The sequence below is a fragment of the Streptomyces sp. NPDC012510 genome (genome assembly GCF_042955065.1).
Classification (GTDB): Bacteria; Actinomycetota; Actinomycetes; order Streptomycetales; family Streptomycetaceae; genus Streptomyces.
The window spans coordinates 80,135-99,599 of the sequence record NZ_JBIBEN010000016.1 but is presented as its reverse complement, the minus strand read 5'-3'; the positions used below and the strand labels follow the sequence as shown (position 1 = coordinate 99,599).

The 19,465-nt window shown below is 70.2% G+C and carries 14 protein-coding genes; 4 read left to right on the top strand and 10 right to left on the bottom strand.

Features of this window, described 5'->3' with window-relative positions:
- The first annotated feature begins 184 nt into the window (after positions 1-184).
- The 3 genes from ACFY9I_RS27730 (at position 185) to ACFY9I_RS27720 (ending at position 4,327) form a co-directional block, all read left to right on the top strand.
- On the top strand, positions 185-1,231 hold the full coding sequence (locus tag ACFY9I_RS27730) for a GDSL-type esterase/lipase family protein (RefSeq protein WP_391006328.1): 1,047 nt from the start codon (positions 185-187) through the stop codon (positions 1,229-1,231).
- Positions 1,232-1,663: 432 nt separating this feature from the next.
- Complete coding sequence (locus tag ACFY9I_RS27725; protein ID WP_391006325.1) at positions 1,664-3,469, top strand: DUF2264 domain-containing protein; 1,806 nt, start codon at positions 1,664-1,666, stop codon at positions 3,467-3,469.
- Between the two features lie 108 nt (positions 3,470-3,577).
- Positions 3,578-4,327: a methyltransferase domain-containing protein gene (locus ACFY9I_RS27720; protein WP_391006322.1), complete on the top strand. Its 750-nt coding sequence runs from the start codon at positions 3,578-3,580 to the stop codon at positions 4,325-4,327.
- Between the two features lie 37 nt (positions 4,328-4,364).
- Here ACFY9I_RS27720 and ACFY9I_RS27715 read toward each other — a convergent pair whose 3' ends face one another.
- The 9 genes from ACFY9I_RS27715 to ACFY9I_RS27675 all read right to left on the bottom strand — a co-directional run bounded on the left by ACFY9I_RS27715 (position 4,365) and on the right by ACFY9I_RS27675 (position 17,074).
- Complete coding sequence (locus ACFY9I_RS27715; protein WP_391006319.1) at positions 4,365-5,774, bottom strand: hypothetical protein; 1,410 nt, start codon at positions 5,772-5,774, stop codon at positions 4,365-4,367.
- 60 nt (positions 5,775-5,834) lie between these two features.
- Complete coding sequence (locus tag ACFY9I_RS27710) at positions 5,835-6,422, bottom strand: WHG domain-containing protein (RefSeq protein ID WP_391006316.1); 588 nt, start codon at positions 6,420-6,422, stop codon at positions 5,835-5,837.
- A gap of 71 nt (positions 6,423-6,493) precedes the next feature.
- Entirely contained in the window at positions 6,494-7,813 is a 1,320-nt protein-coding gene (locus ACFY9I_RS27705; RefSeq protein WP_391006314.1) for a jacalin-like lectin, read from the bottom strand.
- A gap of 264 nt (positions 7,814-8,077) precedes the next feature.
- On the bottom strand, positions 8,078-10,960 hold the full coding sequence (locus ACFY9I_RS27700; RefSeq protein WP_391006311.1) for a glycoside hydrolase family 2 TIM barrel-domain containing protein: 2,883 nt from the start codon (positions 10,958-10,960) through the stop codon (positions 8,078-8,080).
- Positions 10,961-10,978: 18 nt separating this feature from the next.
- Positions 10,979-11,854: an ABC transporter permease subunit gene (locus ACFY9I_RS27695; RefSeq protein WP_391006308.1), complete on the bottom strand. Its 876-nt coding sequence runs from the start codon at positions 11,852-11,854 to the stop codon at positions 10,979-10,981.
- On the bottom strand, positions 11,851-12,819 hold the full coding sequence (locus ACFY9I_RS27690; protein ID WP_391006306.1) for an ABC transporter permease subunit: 969 nt from the start codon (positions 12,817-12,819) through the stop codon (positions 11,851-11,853). The genes ACFY9I_RS27695 and ACFY9I_RS27690 overlap by 4 nt, the downstream gene beginning before the upstream one ends.
- 20 nt (positions 12,820-12,839) lie before the next feature.
- Positions 12,840-14,099, bottom strand: a complete 1,260-nt coding sequence (locus tag ACFY9I_RS27685; protein WP_391006304.1) for an extracellular solute-binding protein — start codon at positions 14,097-14,099, stop codon at positions 12,840-12,842.
- Between the two features lie 241 nt (positions 14,100-14,340).
- Positions 14,341-15,636 (bottom strand): ROK family protein, encoded by a 1,296-nt coding sequence (locus ACFY9I_RS27680; RefSeq protein WP_391006302.1) that lies wholly within the window; start codon positions 15,634-15,636, stop codon positions 14,341-14,343.
- Positions 15,637-15,826: 190 nt separating this feature from the next.
- Positions 15,827-17,074, bottom strand: coding sequence for a D-arabinono-1,4-lactone oxidase (locus ACFY9I_RS27675; RefSeq protein WP_391006300.1), 1,248 nt, complete (start codon positions 17,072-17,074; stop codon positions 15,827-15,829).
- A 159-nt stretch (positions 17,075-17,233) separates the two neighbouring features.
- On the opposite strand from ACFY9I_RS27675, the gene ACFY9I_RS27670 reads away from it, so the two are divergent.
- Positions 17,234-18,241 (top strand): NAD(P)-dependent oxidoreductase, encoded by a 1,008-nt coding sequence (locus ACFY9I_RS27670; protein WP_391006297.1) that lies wholly within the window; start codon positions 17,234-17,236, stop codon positions 18,239-18,241.
- A gap of 295 nt (positions 18,242-18,536) precedes the next feature.
- Here ACFY9I_RS27670 and ACFY9I_RS27665 read toward each other — a convergent pair whose 3' ends face one another.
- Positions 18,537-19,325: an SDR family oxidoreductase gene (locus ACFY9I_RS27665; protein ID WP_391006295.1), complete on the bottom strand. Its 789-nt coding sequence runs from the start codon at positions 19,323-19,325 to the stop codon at positions 18,537-18,539.
- Positions 19,326-19,465: the final 140 nt, after the last annotated feature.

The window sequence follows — 19,465 nt, the reverse complement described above, 5'->3', positions numbered from 1 at the left end:
TGTGGGGGTGGGAGCGTGGGGAGTTCGGTGATTCGGAAGGGTGACAGTTGAATCGATTTCGCGAAAGGGCTTTCGTCGCGAGGAAGTTGGCAATCTTGTGAAAGTGCGCCGACATCTAGAAAGCGCTTGCCAAACGGGGTACGGTCCAGCCGCCGGGTCTTGTCATCCTCCCGAGGAGCCGTAAATGAGACGTTTCACTGTCGCCGCGCTGACGGCGGCGACGACCCTGGGTACCGTCCTCACGGCCGTACCGGCCGAGGCGCACCGGGGCCCCGCGCCGCTCGGCATGAAGAACTGCGCCGCGAACGTCTGCCACTTCGACGTTCCGGCCGGCACGTACGACGTGACGGTCCGCCTCGGCGGTGACGGCGCCGCGAGCACGGCGATCACCGGTGAGACACGCCGCACGCTCCTGGCCGAGACGGCCACCGAGGCGGGTGAGCGGGTCTCACGCAGCTTCACCGTGGACGTCCGCACCCCCGAGGGCGAGCCGACCGGCCCCGACGGCACCCCCGGCCTGGACCTCGTCATCGGGGGCTCCGCACCGGCGCTCGCCGACATCCGTGTGACCCCCGCCAAGCGGGCCCGCCAGATCTTCCTCGTCGGCGACTCCACGGTCTGCGACCAGCCCGGCGATCCCTACTCCGGCTGGGGCCAGCAGCTCCCGCAGTACCTGCGCAAGGGTGTCTCGGTCGCCAACTACGCCGACTCCGGCGAGAGTACGGTGTCCTACCTCGCCGACTCCCGGCTGTGGGCCACCGTCCAGCCGCAGATCCGCCGCGGCGATCTGGTCCTGATCCAGCTCGCCCACAACGACAAGCAGACCGACGGGGCCACCTACCGGGCGAACCTGGAGACCCTGGTCGCGGGCGTCCGCGAGAAGGGCGGCAAGCCGGTCCTGGTCACCCCGATCGTCCGCCGCTGGTTCAACGCGGACGGCACCCTGAACAACGGCACGGCCCTGCTCGTGAACGGCCTGGGCGTGGACCACCCGGCGGTCACCCGCGAGGTCGCCGCCGCGGCCGGCGTGCCGGTGATCGACCTCACCGCCAAGACGAAGACCCTGGTCGAATCGCTGGGCACGGAAGGTTCCAAGGCGCTCTACCTCTACAACGAGAAGCGCGACAACACCCACACCTCCGTGCACGGCGCGACCGTCTACGCCGACCTCGTGCGCGACGAACTCGTCGCCCGGGGGTTGGTGCCCGAGGGCAGGACCAGGGAGGGATGAGCCCCTGGGGCGTCCCGACCGGAACCGGGGCGCCCCAGGTCTGCGTGGGGGCTGCGCCGGACGGGGGGTGTCGAGGGTGCTGGCGGTGCGTTGTCGGGTGCGGGTGTGTGGGGCTTCTCGCGCAGTTCCCCGCGCCCCTGAAAGCTGGGGCTGCGCCCCGTGCTTTCCCCTCCAGGGCCCCGCTGTCTTTCGGGCCCGGCGCCCCGCTGTCCTTCCGGCCCGCAGCCTCGTTGTTGTTCTGGTCTGCAGCCCTGCTGGCGTTCGGGGCCGCAGCTCTGCTGGCATTCGGGGGCGCAGCCCCGTTGTCTTTCTGGGCCCGGGGGCTGATCTTGTAGGGGCGCGGGGAACTGCGCGAGAAGCCCCACACACCCGCATCCGTCGACGTACCCCAGCCACGCCCGACCTCCAGCCTCCAGTCAGAAAGCGCACCGCATGCCCTCCCAGCCCCACGACGACCGCGTCCTCAGCCCGTACACCGGCTACACCCGCGCCCACTGGGAGGCCGCGGCCGACTCGCTGCTGGCGGCCGTGGAGCCGTACGCGACCGCCGACGGGGCCCTGTACCACCTGCCGGGCGACCGCACGAGCTGGTCGGGCCGGCTCTCGGACGGTCTGGAGGGGTACGCCCGGACCCTGCTCCTCGCCGCCTTCCGCCGGGACGAGAAGGCGCTCGCCCGGTACGCCGACGGCCTCGCGGCCGGAGTCTGTGGCGCCTGGCCACGCATCGAGGACCGCAGCCAGCCCCTCGTGGAGGCCGCGTCGATCGCCTTCGCGCTCCGCGTGACCCGGAACCTGCTCTGGGACCGCCTCGACGACGGAGTGCGCCAGCGGGCCGCGGCCTGGCTCGGCGACGCCCTCACCGCCGAACCCTGGCCCTGCAACTGGGAGTTGTTCCCGGTGACGGTCGGCGGCTTCCTCGAAGAGATCGGATACGAACCCGAGCTGTCCCGCCGGGTCGTCGACCGGCGACTCGACCGCATCGAGCAGTGGTACCTCGGCGACGGCTGGTACACCGACGGCGACGGCCGCAAGTTCGACTACTACAACGGCTGGGCTATGCACCTCTACCCGGTGCTACACGCCTGGCTCGCGAACGACGAACGCCTCCTCGCCCGCTACGGCGACCGGCTGTCGGCCCATCTCGGCGACTACGCCCGTCTGTTCGGCGGTGACGGCGCCCCGATGCACCAGGGCCGCTCCCTCACCTACCGCTTCGCGACGACCGTCCCGCTGTGGCTGGGCGCCCTCACCGGGCGTACGCCGTTGTCGCCGGGCCGGACGCGGCGGCTGGCGTCGGGGGCGCTGAAGTACTTCCTCGACCGGGGCGCGGTCGACGACAGGGGCCTGCTGTCCCTGGGCTGGCACGGCCCCGACTCCGCCGTGCTGCAGGGCTATTCGGGCCCGGCCTCCCCGTACTGGGCCAGCAAGGGCTTCCTCGGCCTGCTCCTACCGCCGGACCACGAGGTGTGGACGGCGACGGAGGAGCCGGGTCCGGTGGAGCGGGAGGACGAGGTCCGCCCGGTGGGCCCGCCCAACTGGCTGCTCCAGTCCACGCGTGCGGACGGTCTGGTGCGCCTGCACAACCACGGCAGCGAGGACGTCCGCTACGACCCCTTCTACACCAGGCTCGCCTACTCGACGGTCACCGAGCCGGTGCCCCTGGCGGAGCCGGTGAAGTCCTACGACAACACCGTGTTCGTCGGCGGCGACCCCGGCCGGACGGACATCGAGCCGCTGGGCGTGGGCGAGGGATGGGCGGCGTCCCGCCACTCGGCCGGAGAGGGAGCCCGGGTGACGAGCCTGGTGCTCGCGCGCGGCGCGGTGGAGGTACGGGCCCACCTCGTGGCGGGCGCGGCGCCCGGGACGCAGGTGCGTGTGACCGGCTGGGCGGCGCGGACCGGCGTACGGACCGAACTCCGCCCGGCGGTCGGTCTCACCGCCGAGCACGTGGGAGCGGAGTCCGGGGCGGCGACGAGTGGAGCTACCTTCGAGGCCGGCATCGCGCTGGCCGGAGCGACCTCCGAGGACGCCACGCTCTTCGTCGCCCTCGCCCGCCTCACCGCCGAGCCGGCCGCCGTCCCCCTGGAGGAGACGGTGTCCGTACGCCTGGAAGGGACGGACGAACTGCGTGTGCGCTGGGCCGACGGGACCGAGGTACGGGCCCGGCTGACGGACGGCGCGGTCGACTCGCCGGATCTCGTACCGGTCGGTGTGTCCCGTGCGGGGGCGGGAGGGTGACCGCGACGAAGGGGGTGAGGTACGGCGACCGGAGATCGGCCCGACCCCTCAGCCCGACCCCTGGAAATTCGAGTGAGCGTACGGAAAGAGTTGCGTAGGGTGCGGGGCGTGGACCCAGCTGACTTCTACACGGGCATCGTCGCGGACCTCTACGGACCGCTCAAGTCCCACTCCCAGGATCCCGAACTCTACGCGGCCTTCATCGAGGAAGCCGGAACACCGGCTCTGGAGCTGGGGTGCGGGGACGGTGATCCCCTGCTCGAACTGCGCCGGCGCGGCATGGACGTCGACGGCGTCGACTCCTCCGCCGACATGCTGGAGCGACTGAGGCGCCGGGCAGACGCACAGGACCTCCGTGCCACCGTGTACCACCAGCGCATGGAGGCTCTGCGTCTGCCCCGCCACTACCAGGCGATCTTCCTCGCCGGGCCGACCTTCACCCTGCTCCCCGACGATGCCACGGCGCTCGCCGCTCTGCGGGGCATCCGCGCTCACCTGGCGGAAGGCGGCACCGCCCTGGTGCCCCTGTTCACCCCCGCACCGACCCCCGCCGAACAGATCGGTCAGGTGCGTACCGCCACCGCGCCGGACGGCGCCGAGCTTCGTGTGTCCGTCGTCGCCGAGCAGCGCGACGAGACGGCCCGGACGCAGACGACGCTTCTGCGCTACGAACGGCACCACGGCTCGGAGAGCACCGTCGAAGACCGCCCGTGGATCCTGCACTGGTATCCCCGGGACCGGTTCGAGGAGTTGGCCGCGGCCGCCGGCCTGGCCGTGGCCGCGGTCACCGACACGGACGGGAAGCCGGCCCCTGCCGATGCCGCCGGCCTGCTGCACTTCCGTCTCCGTACCACCTGACCGCCTCGGCGGACGGGTGGTACGGAGCCGGGGACGGTCAGGGCTCGAGCCGGGCGATCTTGAGGGTCTTCGTGGTGGGTGAGGCTCCGTTGAGGCCGGTCTTGTAGGAGGGGGTGACCGGGGCGTAGGCCCAGGTGAGCGTCCCGTCCTTGAGGACGGCGATGTCACCGGAGATCCGGGCCTTGACGACCTTGTCGGCGCCCTGGAGCTTGCCGTTCCAGTCGACGAGGCGGAGGTGGGTGCCCGTGAAGGTGCCGGTGCAGGTGCCGCTCGCGCACTTGGCGTTCTTCAGGGTCTCGTAGGAGACGAGCAGCCGGTTCTTGCCGTACGGGGCGACGCGCACGTTGACGTGCTCGGTGCCCTTGGCGGAGGTGAGGTAGACAGGCTTGCCCGAAGGCGTGTTGCGGTTCTTCAGGAACGCCACGGCGACCTGGTGTGCGCTGGTCCTCGGCTTGACCGTCCAGCCCCGGCCGCTGGAGTCCTCCGGGTTCTTCTTGGCGGAGGCGGCGCCGCGCGAGGCGAACGCGGTGGCGTAGCGGCCGGTGGAGGACTTCACAAGGTCGCCGGTGCGGCCCGCGAAGGTGCCGCCGCAGTAACCGGCCCAGCACTGCTCGCGCTGCACGACGGGTGCGTTGTCCGGGGCGGCTATGCCGGTGGAGACGAACAGGCCGGAGCGCCAGTCGTCGAAGCAGAGGGAGGTGAAGTTCCCGCTGGTCTCGGCGCGCAGGGCTATGCCCTCGTTGTGGGAACAGCCCCAGCCCCAGCCGCCGCCGAGCTTCTTGCCGGTGGAGCCCACGTAGGCGAGCTTGTCGCCGAAGTGGCCGTCGGCGAAGCCGCCCGCGCCGTGCACGACGAAGTAGGCGCCGTACTTCTTGCCGTTCCAGGCGAGCTGGCCGTCGAGCAGCGGTGCCGTGTCGTTGCTGGACCTGCCGGTGAGCTTGGTCCGCCAGGCCTGCTTGCCGCCCTTGTAGCGGATCAGCGCGGCGGCCGTCTCCTTCCACTTGTTGCTGTCGGCGACCCGGGTCAGCAGCGCGAAGCCGTCGTTGTGAGCGACGAGCCCACCGATCTCCTTCGTCCCCTTGACGACCGTGTCGGCGCCCGAACGCTTCCCGGCCGCCGTCAGCGAGGTGACATGGATGCCGTCCGACGCCGGCCAGGCGACCCGCAGCGTGCCGTTGGGCGCGGCGGCCGTAGCCGTCCGCGTCCATTCCCGGCTGTTGTTGTAGCCCGCCGAGAGGTAGGGGAACTTCGCCGGCAGGCTCACGGTCGTGTTCGAGACGGTGAGGTCACCGGCCGCCGCGCTGGTCGTGGGCGCCGCCCCGGCGGTCGCGTACCAGGCACCCGCCAGCACGGACGCCGCCACGAGCGAGCCGATGACGGGCTTGCGCACGAGGTGACGGCGACGGTGTCGGGACGGGGCGGAGGGTGTGGGTGGTGCAGGTGTCATGTCCGGTGGTCGCCGTCGGAGGGTGAAAGGTTGCCGTCCGGGCGAACAATAATTGAGACCTCAACAGTGCGGCGCTTCGCTCTCCCGCGGCCAGTGGGTGAGCGCCAGATGCAGGGCCTCGACGGTCTTGTCCCACGACCGGCGCACGTCCCGGGGCGCGCCGAAGCCGCCCCCGGCCTCCAGGACGCAGTACCCGTGGAAGGTGCTGCGCAACAGCCGTACGGCGTCCGTGAGATCGGGTTCGTCGAGGCCGTACGCGCGGAGCATGCCGTAGGTGATCTCGGCGGTGCGGCGCAGGGCGGAGGAGTCGGTGACGAGGGCCTGGTCGAGGGGGATCTGCGTGGCCGCGTAGCGGCCGGGGTGCTGGAGGGCGTACTCCCGGTAGGCACCGGCGAAGGCGGCGAGCGCGTCCTTGCCGGCCCGGCCGGCCACGGCCGCCGCGATCCGCTCGATCATCTCGCCGCCGGCGAGGAGCGCCATCCGGCCCCGCAGATCCCGCAAATTCCTGACGTGTGAGTACAGGCTCGCGTCCCTGACCCCGAAGTGGCGGGCCAGGGCGGAGAGCGAGACGTTCTCGAAGCCGACCTCGTCGGCGAGATCGGCGGCGGCCGCGGTGATGCGGTCGGGGGTGAGACCGACTCGGGGCATGGGGGTACCTCGGGGGGACGTGATCCTAGGGGCTTTAGGTTAAAGCCTGGACCCCCATGCCGAGCCGTGCCTCAGCGGATCGGTGCGTACAGCACGCCCAGCTTGTCGATCTCGCTGCCCGAGCGGCCGGTGAAGCCGACGATCTGCCAGCCGGCGGGAGCGGTGAAGGTCCGCGTGTCGGAGGAGGCGGTGCCTGCGGACAGGGTGCGGCCCTTGTCGGTGCCGAAGGCGGCGGAGAAGATCCGGGTGCGGCCGTCCTTCTGGCCCTGGGTCAACTTCACCGAGGTGAGGTGCTCGCCCGGGGCCAGGGTGAGGGAGGTCGCGGTACCGCCCGTGCCGCCGTGGGTCAGCGTCGTACCGCCGTCGTGCGTGAGCGAGACCGCGTCGAGACGGGAGGCGCCGCGCAGGGTGAGGGTGCGGGGCGAGACGGCCGCGGGAAGGTTGTCCGCGTCGTTGAACGCGGTGCCGTGCGGCCCGCCGAAGAAGTCGCTGGCCCTGAGCCCCGGGTTCAGGGTCCAGGAGAAGTCGACCGTGTGCGGGAAGTGGTCGGACAGGTTGGCGCCCGCCGAGTCGAGGAACTTGGCCCAGTCGTTGTTGTAGCGGGTGGCCGTCAGGTTCACGACGTCACTGTCCCGGTAGAAGACCTTGTCCACGACCTCGCAGTCGTTGGTCGGGGCCGTCGTCGGGCAGACCAGCGCGTCACTGCCCAGGGCGGGGGCCACACCTCCCTTGACCAGCTGCACCCAGGGGTCCGTGAGGCCGTTCTCGGAGACGAGGCTGCGGATGTTGTCGCCCGTGCGTGTGTAGCGGGTGTTGGTGTCGCCCATGACGATCACCGCGTTGCCCGCCGAGTTCGCCTTGATGAACTCCGAGAGCTGGGTGACGTTGGCGCGGCGGGCGGCGAGGGCCGCGTCGTCGGAGTCGGCGTTCGTGTGCACGTTGTAGAGGTCGACGAAGACGCCCTCGCCGAGCCGCACCCGGGCCAGCGAAAATCCCTTGGGGGTGAGGCAGTTGGTGCCGGTGCAGTTGTTCCACTTCACCCGCTGGAAGTCCTCGAACGCGTAGTCCGACAGCGTGTTGAGGCCGTCCCCGAACGGCACGCCACCACTGGTCGCCGTGCGGTACGGGTGGTCGTCACCCGCGTACAGCGCCGCGTGGTAGTTGAAGTCCTCCTGCACGTTCACGATGTCGTACGCCCCGAGGCGCGGCGATATCAGCGGCGTGTTCTTCTCCGGGCTGCCGGAGCTGAGGCCTTCCGGGAGACCGGCGACGTTGTACGTCAGCACATTGAACGTGCCGCTGGTGGCGGCGGCCGCGGGCGTGGCACCGGTGGTGGCGAGTCCGGTGACGGCCAGCGCGCCGGCGGCAAGGGCGCCGAGGAGTCTTCTCATGGTGGGGCGTCTCCGGTCAGGGTCTGGGGATCCGGCGATGGGGGAGCGGATCCCGGGAAACAGAACAATCACCAGGAAGTTGAATAGTGCTCAGCTTCAGTGGCGACCAGTGTGACGGGAAACAGCGGCCGGGGAAACAGTGAGTGCCGAGGTGATCCTGCCGAACGGCGAAGCCGGCGAGGGAGCCCGCGCGAAGGTCGCTGTACGACAGCGGACAGGGAGGCCCCCGGTGTGGGACCTCCCTGTCCGGTTCTCCGGCCTGCTTTAGTTGGTTGTTGAGAACACGAACGAGAACTCCGTCGGCTCGGCGAGCAGGTGGTACTGGGGCAGCGCGCCCGGACCGCACGACTGGGAGCCGATGCCCATCTGGCCGTGGTCGAGGTTGACCCAGACCGTTTCACCGGCCCGGAGGTCGGTCAGGTGCTCGGCGGCGTCCAGTTGTTCGGTGGTCCAGCGGCGGGCGGTGAAAGAGAACTCCGGCTCACCGTCGACGCGCAGACCGCCCAGCTCCGCCCAGCGGACGTCGGGTCGGGCGCCGTTCTCCTGCGGGCGGACGTACGGCGTCTGGAGCTCGTCGACCGTGGAGTGCCAACGGCCCAGCATGGACGCCGACTTGGTGTCCGGGTAGCCCTCGCCGGGGCCTCCGCCGTACCACTTCACCGCGTTGGCGGAGGGCAGCCCGAAGCGGATGCCGAGCCTCGGCAGTGGAACGGTCCAGTCGCCTTCGGGGGCCACCGACACCGTCAGCTTCAGCCGCGTCCCGTCGGAGGTCCACCGGTAGGTCGTGCGCAGGCCGATCTCCCACGCCGCCGGTGCCACCCGGGTCCGTACGGTCAGCGCGTCCTCGCCCAGCTCCACGCCGTCCAGACGGTGCCGCATCCGGTGGAGACCGAGCTTGCGCCACAGCAGGCCGTACCGCACGTCGGGCTGCCAGGGCGCCCCCGCGTCGTTGTCGGTCGGAGCCCGCCACACGTCCAGCCGCAGCCCGGTCACATCCAGGGCGCCGATGGTCTTCAGCGCACCCGTGCGGACGTCGAAGGAGGCCGGGCCGAGGTAGATCAGCTTCTCGCTCGCCGTGGGGCGGTCGCTAGAAACCACGGTCGGCAACAGCCTTTCCGCGACCGGCAGTTGGGCCCACGCCACCTGGTGGTCCTTCTGCCCCCAGGCCGTGTCCTCGGCCAGCAGCGCCCGTACGGTCCACTGTGTCTCGCCCGCCGGTCCACCGGTCGGCGGCTGCGGCAGCTTCACCTCGGCCGACTCGCCGGGCTTCAGCGGCGGCACGGACAGCGTGCCGGCCTCCACCGTCTTCCCGTCGACCTGGTACGACCACTCGAAGGCCAGCCCGGAGAAGTCCGCGAAGTCGAACGCGTTGCGCACCCGTACGGTGCCCGTCGGGCCGTCACCGTCGATGCGGACCGGCTCGACGACCTTCTTGAACTCGATCAGGCCGGGGGAGGGCGTCCGGTCCGGGAAGACCAGGCCGTCGCAGACGAAGTTGCCGTCGTGCAGTTCCTCGCCGAAGTCGCCGCCGTAGGCGTAGCCCAGCTTCGGGTGCTGGACGCCGTGGTCGATCCACTCCCAGATGAAGCCGCCCTGGATCCGGTCGTACTCCTCGAAGATCCGCTGGTAGTCGGCGAGTCCGCCGGGGCCGTTGCCCATGGCGTGACCGTACTCGCACTGGATGAAGGGCAGTCCGCGACGCTTGTGGGTGCCGCCGTCCAGGCCCCGGCCGATGCGCTCGGTCTCGGCGTGGTCGGCGTACATCCGGGAGTAGATGTCGGTGTCCCGGCAGTCCCAGTCGCCCTCGTAGTGCACCAGGCGCGAGCCGTCGCGGCCGTGGATCCACTCGGCCATGGCGGTCAGTCCCCGGCCGGTACCCGCCTCGTTGCCGAGCGACCAGACGATCACCGAGGGGTGGTTCTTGTCCCGCTCGACCATACGGGCCGCGCGGTCCAGCAGGGCGGGGGTCCAGCGGTCGTCGTCGACGGGGTTGTCCCGCCAGTTCTGCTCGACGAAGCCGTGGGTCTCCAGGTCGCACTCGTCGATCACCCAGAGGCCGTACTCGTCGCACAGGTCGAGGAAGGCCGGGTGCGGCGGGTAGTGCGAGGTGCGCACGGCGTTGACGTTGTGCCGCTTCATCAGCAGCACGTCCTCGCGCATGGTCTCCAGGTCGAGGGCGCGGCCCTTCCTCGGGTGCCACTCGTGCCGGTTGACGCCCTTGAACAGGATCGCCTTGCCGTTGACCTTGAGCAGCCCGTCCTCCACGACGACCGTGCGGAAACCGATCCGCAGCGGGACGCGCTCGCCCTCGGTGACCAGCTCGCCGTCGTACAGCCTTGGCGTCTCGGCGGTCCACGGCTCCACCGGGACCGTCACCGACCCACCGGTCTCGACATCGATGTCCAGGGCGGGCACGAGGACCCGCCCGTCGACGTCGGAGTCGACGCGCAGGGTCCCGATGCCGCCGACTTGGTCGTACGAGGCGTGCACGAAGAAGTCGAGGGCGCTGCCCACCGGGCGGTGCAGCAGGGTGACGTCCCGGAAGATGCCGGGCAGCCACCACTGGTCCTGGTCCTCCAGGTAGGAGCCCGCCGACCACTGGTGCACCCGGACCGCGAGCACGTTGCCGGCCGGCTTCAGCAGGTGCCCGACCGCGAACTCGTGCGGCAGTCGGGAACCCTTGAACTCACCGATGTCCGTGCCGTTCAGCCACACCCGCGCGCACGACTCCACACCGTCGAAGCGCAGCACCGCCCCACCGTCCGCAGGCCACTGCGCCGGCAGGTCGAAGTACCGCAGATGGTCGCCGGTCGGGTTCTCCGTCGGCACCCTCGGCGGATCCACCGGGAAGGGGTACAGATGGTTGGTGTAGACCGGCGCCCCGAAGGCCCCGTCCCCCTGGAGGACCCAGTGACCCGGGACGGTCACCCGGGCCCAGCCCCCGGCGTCGTACCCCTCCGTCGCGAAGGACTCGTCCTCGGCGTCGGCGGTGGGGGAGAGCCGGAAGCTCCAGTCGCCGTTCAGGGAGAGCGACTCGGCGTCGGAGGACGCGTACCAGGCACGGGGCGGAAGCGCCCCGCTGCCCGGCGACACGTCCTCGACGTAGTCGACGGATGTGGCGGTGATCCCGGTGGTGCGGAAAGACATCGGTCTCCTTGCTGGTGCCTAGCCCTTGATGCCGGTCTGCGCGATGCCCTGCACCAGCCAGCGCTGGAGGAAGAGGAAGACGAACACCAGGGGCAGGATCGATATGGCCGTGGCCATGAAGATCAGGTGGTAGTTGACGGTCTGGTTGGTCGCGTACGACGACAGAGCGACCTGGACCGTCCACGCGCTGGGGTCCTGGCCGATGACCAGGGGCCACAGGAAGGCGTTCCACCCCGCGATGAACGTGATCGTCGCGATCGCGGCGAAGAAGTTCAGCGAGTTGGGTACGACGACCCGCCAGTACGCGCCCATGTAACCGAGCCCGTCCACACGCGCCGCCTCCTCCAGCTCCTTGGGGAACCCCAGGAAGTACTGCCGGAACAGGAAGCAGGTGAAACCACTGAACAGGCCCGGAATGATGAGACCGCGGTAGGTGTCCACCCAGCCGAGCGACGAGACGAGCACGAAGCTCGGCACGAAGGTCACGGCCGTGGGCACCATCAGGGTGGCCAGAACCGCGTAGAAGACCTTGTTCGCGTGCTTGTACGGGATGCGCGCGAGGCCGTATCCCGCCAGCGAGCAGATCAGCAGGATGCCCACCGTGTGCAGGACGGCGACGACCAGCGAGTTCCACATCGACTGGGCGAAGTCGACCGTGACGTCGTCGAACGGCTCGCTGACGTTGCCCCACTGGATGTCGGTGGGGAACCACTTCCACTCCTCGCCCGTGATCTCCGGGTCCGTCATGAAGGCGTTGCGGACGATCAGATAGAACGGGACGAGGAAGAGGACGGCGGCCACGCCGGTCGCGACATACAGACCGGTGTTGCCCATGACACCGCCGAGACGCTTGGTCTTCGCCGGCTTCCTGACGTCGGGTGCAGTGGTGGTCACTGGGACTCGTCACCCCTTCCGAAGCCCATGATCTTGCCCTGGAGCAGGGTCACGAGGCAGATGAGGGCGGTCAGGATCAGCGCACCCGCGCTGCCCGCGCCGTAGTTCTGGTTCTCGCCCAGCGCCATCTTGTACAGCTCCACCAGCGGCGGCATGCCCCAGGTGGCCTTGCCGAGCAGGATGAAGAACTCGTCGAACGCCTGGTAGGCGGCGATGAGCAGCAGCAGGATGACCGCGGTCGACGTCGAGCGCAGCTGGGGCAGGGTGATGTACCGGAAGGTCTGCCAGCCCGGCTTGGCGCCGTCGAGAGAGGCGGCCTCGTACAGCTCCTTGGGGATGTTCTGGAGCGCGGCGAGGAAGAGGATCATGTAGAAGCCGGCCTGGAGCCACAGCCGGACGGTCACGATGACCAGCCAGTACCACGGCGGGTCGGGGTTGCCCAGCCAGGCGACGTTGTCGACCCCGAACCAGCTCAGGACCGTGTTGGCGAGGCCGAAGCGAACGCCGTTGAAGATGGACATCTTCCAGATCAGCGCGGCGGCGGCGTAGCTGACGGCGGTGGGCAGGAAGAAGACGGACCGGAAGAAGGCCCGCATGAACCGCAGCCGGTTCACCAGCAGCGCCAGCCCGAGCGACAGGGCCCAGGTGGTCGGCACGATGAACGCGGCGAAGACGGTGAAGGTGACGAGCGAGTTCCTGAAGTCGGAGTCCGACAGGATCTGCTTGTAGTTCTCCAGGCCGATGAACTCGCTCGGTGTGACGGTGAAGCGTGCCTCGAAGAAGCTGAGGTACAGGCTCCAGCCGATCGGCACGAAGACGAAGATCACCAGGCCGATGAGGAACGGCCCGGTGAAGAGCCAGAAGTTGACGGTGCTGTTCGCCCGCAGGCCCCGCCGCGGCCGGTCCTGGGAGACCTTGGCCGGGGCGGGGGAGGAGGCGACCCCGCGCGTTGTGGTGGTCGACATGTCGAGATCCGTCCGGCGGCCTATCCGAAGAGCTTCGTGAGCTCGGCGTTGACCTTCTTCTCGGCGGCGGCGAGCTGGGCCTTGGGGTCCTCGTTCTTACGGACGGAGTTGGCCATCACGTCGTTGACCGCGGCGATCATCGCCTGGGTCCAGCCGATGTTGTCGAAGTGGCCGAACTCGTTGAAGAGCTTGACACCCTCGGCCGGCAGACCGGTCTTCAGCTTGGTGGCGGACTCGGCTATGGAGGTGCGCGGCGGGATGTGGAAGCCGTAGGAGAGCGCCCAGTCCTCCTGGTACTCCTTCTGGTCGATCCACAGCCACTTGACGTATTCCTTGGCCGCCTCGACGTTGTCGCCCTTGGCGTTGACGAACATCGACCAGCCGCCGTTGGTGACCGACTGCTTGCCCGCGGAGCCGACCTTCGGGAAGGGGAAGATGCCGATGTCGTCGCCGAGCGCGTCGATCATCGCGGGCATGGCCCACATGCCGCACCACTGGATCGCGGTCAGGCCCTGGGTGAAGGCCGACGGGTCCCACCAGTCGGTGGGGGCGTCGAGCAGCAGGTTGCCGCTGGTGAACAGGGAGCGCAGCTGCTTCAGGCCTTCGGCGACGCCGTCCGTGTTGAAGGCGGGCTTGTTGTCCGGGGTGAGGGTGTTCGCGCCGGCCGACCAGATCAGCGGGTTCTGGATCGTGGTGAGGTCGTTGCCGAGGAAGGCGCCCTTGACCTTGCTGGTGGTGAGCTTGTCGGCGGCCGCCATCAGCTCCTCCAGCGTCTGCGGCACCTCGATCTTGGCCTTCTCGAAAACCGAGGGACGGTAGAAGAAGAACTGCGGGTCGTCGATCATGCGGACGCCGTAGATCTTGCCGTCGACCGTGTGCGACTCGATGTCGGCCTTGTTGAAGTCGTCCTTGACCGGCTCGATGATGTCGGTCAGATCGGCCACCTGGCCGCTCTTGATGAGCTGGATCTGCGGGTGGAACTCGAAGACGTCGGGCGCGTTCTTGGTGAGCAGCGCGGCGAACAGCTTCTGCTCGAAGTTGTTACCGGTGATCCACTGCGTGGTGACGTTGGCTTCCTTGTACGCCTTCGCGTAGCGCTTGATGGCCTGCTCGGTCCCGGCCTCGCCGTACGCGTGGAAGTACTGGGTGAGACCGGCACCCCCGCCGCTGCTGCGGCCGGTGTTGCCGCCGCACGCGGCCAGTCCGCCGGCGGCGGCCAGACCCAGCGCGGCCCGCAGTGCGGTGCGGCGGTCGAAGTTCATGTTGCTCAATGCCGACATGCTGACGTCCTTGTCTCGAATACGGCTGCGGCTCTGGGCCTGTGGCTCGGCGGCTCAGTGCCAGTTGGCTCAAAGGGTCTTGCGGAGCGGGACGTTAACCTTCGACAAAGGCTTCGGCAAGGGGTTGGACGAAGCCTGTTCGAAGCGTTGTATTCGGTTTGGTGTTCCGAACGTCCGTGCGGCGCAAAGGGTGACGTGTGGGGGGAGAGGGCCGCCGGGTCAGGGGCCGGCGGCCCTCGGCTCAGGGGTGTTCGCGCAGGCGTTCGCGCTCTTCGGGGCGCCCTAGGCGGCGTACGGCCGGCCTGTTTTGTCGGGGTGCGCCGCGGGTGCCCGGCTTCTGCCCGCCCGACTGGAGCGCCCCTTCGAGCGCGAACGTCGCCGCGCCCAGACACGCCGGGTCGGAGGGGATCAGGGACAGGACGATCTCGGTGGCGGCCATCGGCCGCGGCAGCGCGTGCCGGGCGACGGCCTCGCGGACCTCCGCGACCAGGGGCTCGCCGAGGGCGGCGGCGACCCAGCTGCTGAGCACGACCACCTCGGGATTGAACAGGTTGACCAGGTCGGCGATGCCCGCGCCGAGGTAGCGCGCGGTGTCCCGCACCACCTTGAGCGCCACCGGGTCCCGCCGGGCCGCCGCCTGGGCGAGCGCGGCGATGGTGGCCGTCTGGTCCTCGGGATGCAGCAGAGTGCTGCGCGGGCTCGACTCCCGGAGGTTCGACATGATCCCGGGGGCGCCCACATACGTCTCCACACAGCCGTGGTTGCCGCAGTGGCACAGCCGGCCGTCCAGCACGATCGTCGTGTGGCCCCACTCGCCGGCGCTGTTGCTCACCCCCCGGTGCAACCCGCCGCCCAGGACGAGCCCGGCGCCCACACCGGTGCCCAGGTTGACCACGACCGCGTCCCCGCACCCGCGCGCGGCCCCGAACCACAGCTCGGCCACCGCGACCGCGCGCAGCGGATTGTCCAGGTACAGGGGGTAGGCGATGTGCTCGGTGAGCAGGTCCAGCAGCGGCACGTCGTGCCAGTCCCAGTTGGGCGCGTACTCCGAGATGCCGGTGGCACGGTCCACCTGCCCCGGCACACTCACCCCGACGCCGAGCACCCGGGCGCCCTCGATGCCGGCCTGCGCGACCACCGAGCCCACGGCGGCCGCGACATGGCCGACCATCTGCTCCGGCAGACTCTCGCCGGCCCGCACGTCCTCCTCGGCGCGTGCCAGCACGTTCAGTGCAAGGTCGAACAGCTCGACATGGACGTACGTCTCCGCGATGTCGACGCCGATCAACGCGCCCCCCGAGGCGTTGACGGCCACCAGGCCCCGGGGGCGACCCCCGGCGGAGTCCTCGAAGCCGACCTCGGTGATCATGCGGAGGTCGAGCAGCTCACCGACCAGCGTGGCGACCGTGGCCAGGCTCAGCCCGGTGGCCGCCGCCAGCTCCTGCCGGGAGGTGGGAGACTTGGCGATGATCTGGCGCAGCACCTCGTAGCGGTTCGCGGTGCGGATGTCGCGTGAGGTGCGCTTCACCGACGACATGATCCCCTCGATCCCTCCAGGCCATGACGAGGCCTGTTGCCCCGGCGCGGTCGCCAGGCTATGGCGCGGAGGGACTTTCGACAAGGGGTTAGGAAAGGGGGTTTACAAAGTCCCCCCGACGAACAGCGTCCCTGGCTGAAGGCCGACGGGGCCTCACGAGTCCACGCGGGAACCCAGGATTCCGGTGTCGTCAGAAGTCCAGGACGTTCCGAACGAACGCGTTCCGGAATTTGCCGACCGGATCCAGCGCCTCGGCCAGCGCCCGGAAATCACCCAGCCGCGGATACAGCCCGCGCAGGCCGGCCGCCGGAACCGTGAACACCTTGCCCCAGTGCGGCCGGGCCTCGAACGGCGCCAGCACTTCCTCGACCCGCCGCACCACCGGCAGCACGGGCGCGGCGTCCGCGATCCAGGTGAAGTGCAGGGCGACCGTGTCCCGCCCCTGGGCCGGGCTGAGCCACTGCGCGTCGGCGGCCACCGTACGGACCTCGCAGACCTGCAGCACGGGCGCCACGGCATGCCGGATCTCGTCGAGCGCGTGCAGCGCGTCCAGGGCGAACGGGCGCGGCAGCAGATACTCCGACTGCAACTCGTCCCCGCTGCTCGGCGTGAACTCGGCCCGGAAGTGCGGCAGCCGCTCGTGCCAGGGGCCCGGCACCCCGAACTGCTCGGTGCAGTTCACCGCCGGCATCCCCGGCACCGGATGCGTCGCCTCGGTCGCGGGCACCGCCCAGGGAAAGTCCACCGTGGGCCGGTCCACGCGCCGCTTGACCCACACCTGGTCGAAGCCCGAGTGCCGCCAGCGGGTGAAGAGACTCACGCTGTACGCCGACGACGACACGGCGGCGAAGTCCAGCCCGACCAGTGGGAGTTCACGGTAGATCCGCTGGCTCACCTCGAAGGCCGGCTCCAGGTCGAGGGTGAGGGCGGTGACCACGCCCAGAGCGCCGAGCGAGGTCACCGCCCCGCCGAAGCGCTCGTCACCGCGCGCCAGGGTGAGCGTCGAACCGTCCGCCGTGACCAGGTCGACCTCGCGCACGGCCGCCGCGAGTGGACCGTTCCCGTCGCCCGAGCCATGGGTGCCGGTGGCCACCGAGCCCGCCACGGAGATGTGCGGGAGGGAGGCCATGTTGTGCAGGGCGAGACCGTGCGCGTGCACCGCGCGGGCCAGTTCCGCGTACCGGACACCGCCTCCGACCCGGACCGTACGGGCCGTCGCGTCCACCTCGATCTCCGGCGGCAGCCCGGTCAGGGAGAGGAACAGGCCCTCGGGGCCCGGATCCGCGATCTCGTTGAACGAGTGGCCGCTGCCCAGTACCCGCACCCTCTCGGCGCCCGCGACCAAGGTCCGCAGCGCCTCGACCGAGTGCGGCCGGTGCAGCTCCCCGGCGCCGTATGTGATGTTGCGGGCCCAGTTGGTCAGGGTCTGCGTGGTCATGCCCGAAGTCCTCCGCGATCAGCAAGCCCTTGTGGTCGAGGCCTGTCGAAGGTCATCTTCTCCGCCGTGTCCAGTTCATTGACCCCTCAGCGAGTGCCCGCCTAACGTAGAGAGCGCTTGCTATCATGCCCCTCCTCTCCCAGTCGGAAGGTTTCTTCCTTGCACGAGCGTCCCCGCGCGCTGTTCGCCATGACGGCCGAGAACGTTCCGCAGATCTTCCCGCCGGACGTGCTGGCCCGACTGCGGGAGGCCGTGGAGATCAACCCCGCCCTGGTAGCCGAGGACTTCAGCGACCCCGAGGTCAGGAAGGCGCTGGCCGCGGCCGAGGTGCTGATCACCGGCTGGGGCTGCCCCCGGATCGACGAGGCGGTCCTCGACGCGGCGCCCGAGCTGCGGGCCGTCCTGCACTCGGCGGGCTCGGTGAAGGGATTCCTCGCCCCCGCCGTATGGGAACGAGGGATCGCCGTCTCGACTGCGGCCACCGCGAACGCGCTGCCCGTCGCCGAGTACACGCTCGCCATGATCCTGCTCGCCGGCAAGGACATCCTCGGCAGTCGCGACCGCCTCCGGGCCGAACGGGTCTCACCCGGCTGGGGGTTCGTCCCCGGCATCGGCAACCACGGGCGCCGCGTCGGCCTCATCGGCGCCTCCCGCATCGGCCGCCGCGTCATCGAGCTGCTGCGCCCCTTCGACCTGCGGGTGACCCTCACCGACCCCTATGTCGACGAGGCCGGGGCCGCCGCCCTCGGCGTACCCCTGCTGCCGCTCGACGACCTGCTGCGCACCTCGGACATCGTCAGCGTCCACGCCCCGGACACCCCCGAGACGCGTCGGCTGATCGACCGCCGCGCGCTCGCCCTCATGCCCGACGGGGCCGTCCTCATCAACACCGCGCGCGGCGGCCTCGTCGACCACGACGCGCTCATCGACGAACTGCGCGCCGGGCGGCTCTCCGCGATCCTCGACGTCACCGACCCCGAGCCGCTGCCCGCCGACTCCCCCCTCCTCGACCTCCCGAACGCCTTCGTCACCCCGCACCTGGCCGGCTCCCAGGGCAACGAGGTCGCCCGCCTCGGCCTCGCGGTCATGGAGGAGGCCGCACGCTTGGCGGCCGGGCATCCGTTGGCCCACGCCCTCGACCGGGCCGCGCTGGAACGGACCGCATGACCGGGCCGGTCGCCCTTCGGGCGGGAGCAGGCGCCGGGCCGGTGGTGCCGGCTCCCTCGCCAGGTCGGCGACGGCTGAGCGGGCGTCCGGCACCTCCGGGTCTCGTGGAGTGATCCACACGAACGGGCCGACCACATCGAGATCGGGAACGGTTCCCGGCGGCTGCCCGAGGACTTCGCCCATCCCCTGCACGGGGATGGGCGTTCACCAGGGCCCGTCCTGATTCGCTCCGGCGCCAGGTGCGAGTACGGCGTCCTGGTCTAACGCGAGGAGGCCACGCAGTCGGGTCGGCCGGTCAGCCGGCGAAACCCCCGTCGCTCTTCAGCAGCTGCCCGTTGATCCACTGGCCCTGCGGTGAGCACAGGAACTCCACGAGATGAGCGGTGTCCTGCGGGCTGCCCAGACGTCCCAGCGGCGTCTGACGCAGTACGTGGTCCCGGATGTCGTCGGACATCCAACCCGTGTCCACCGGCCCCGGGTTGATCACGTTGGCGGTGACCCCGAGGTGGGAGAGTTCGTGGGCGGCTGCCAGGGTGATGCGGTCCAGTGCGCCCTTGCTCGCTCCGTAGGGCAGGTTGCCGACGGTGTGGTCGCTGGTGAGGCTGATGACGCGTCCGGTGCCCGCGGCCCCGTGGAAGCGACGGCCGTACTCGCGGATCAGCAGCCAGGTGGCACGCGTGTTGACCGCGAAGTGGCGGTCGAAGCTCTCCAGCGTGGTGTCGAGCAGGCCGGAGTCGACCGACTCGCAGTGGCACATCACCAAGGCGGTGATGCCGCCGAGGCGACGCTCGGCCTCATCGAAGACACGCTGCGCCGCCTCAGGGTCGGCGAGGTCCGCCTCCACCGCCACCGCGTCGGCGCCCCGTTCGGTCAACGCCCTGGCGATGGTGCCCGCGGCACCGGCTTCGGCGCCCCAGGCCATGCGAGCGTCGTACGGCGTCCAGTACGTGAAGGCGATGTTCCAGCCCGCCTCGGCCAGCCGGTGAGCGATGCCCGCGCCGATGCCGACGGACCGGCCGACGCCGGTCACCAACGCGACCGGCCTTGCGGCGCCAAACGGCGGCTTCTCTCCAGTGGTCGTCACAAGGCGCAATCGTTCGGCCTGTGATGCGGGCGTGGCAACCCAATTCCTTCGCCCCCGCGTCGGCCGCACCGACCGAGCTGGTGGCCGCCGCCCGACCTTCACCAAGATCAGCCGGTCGTGTCGTCGGAGGGTGCGGGTGG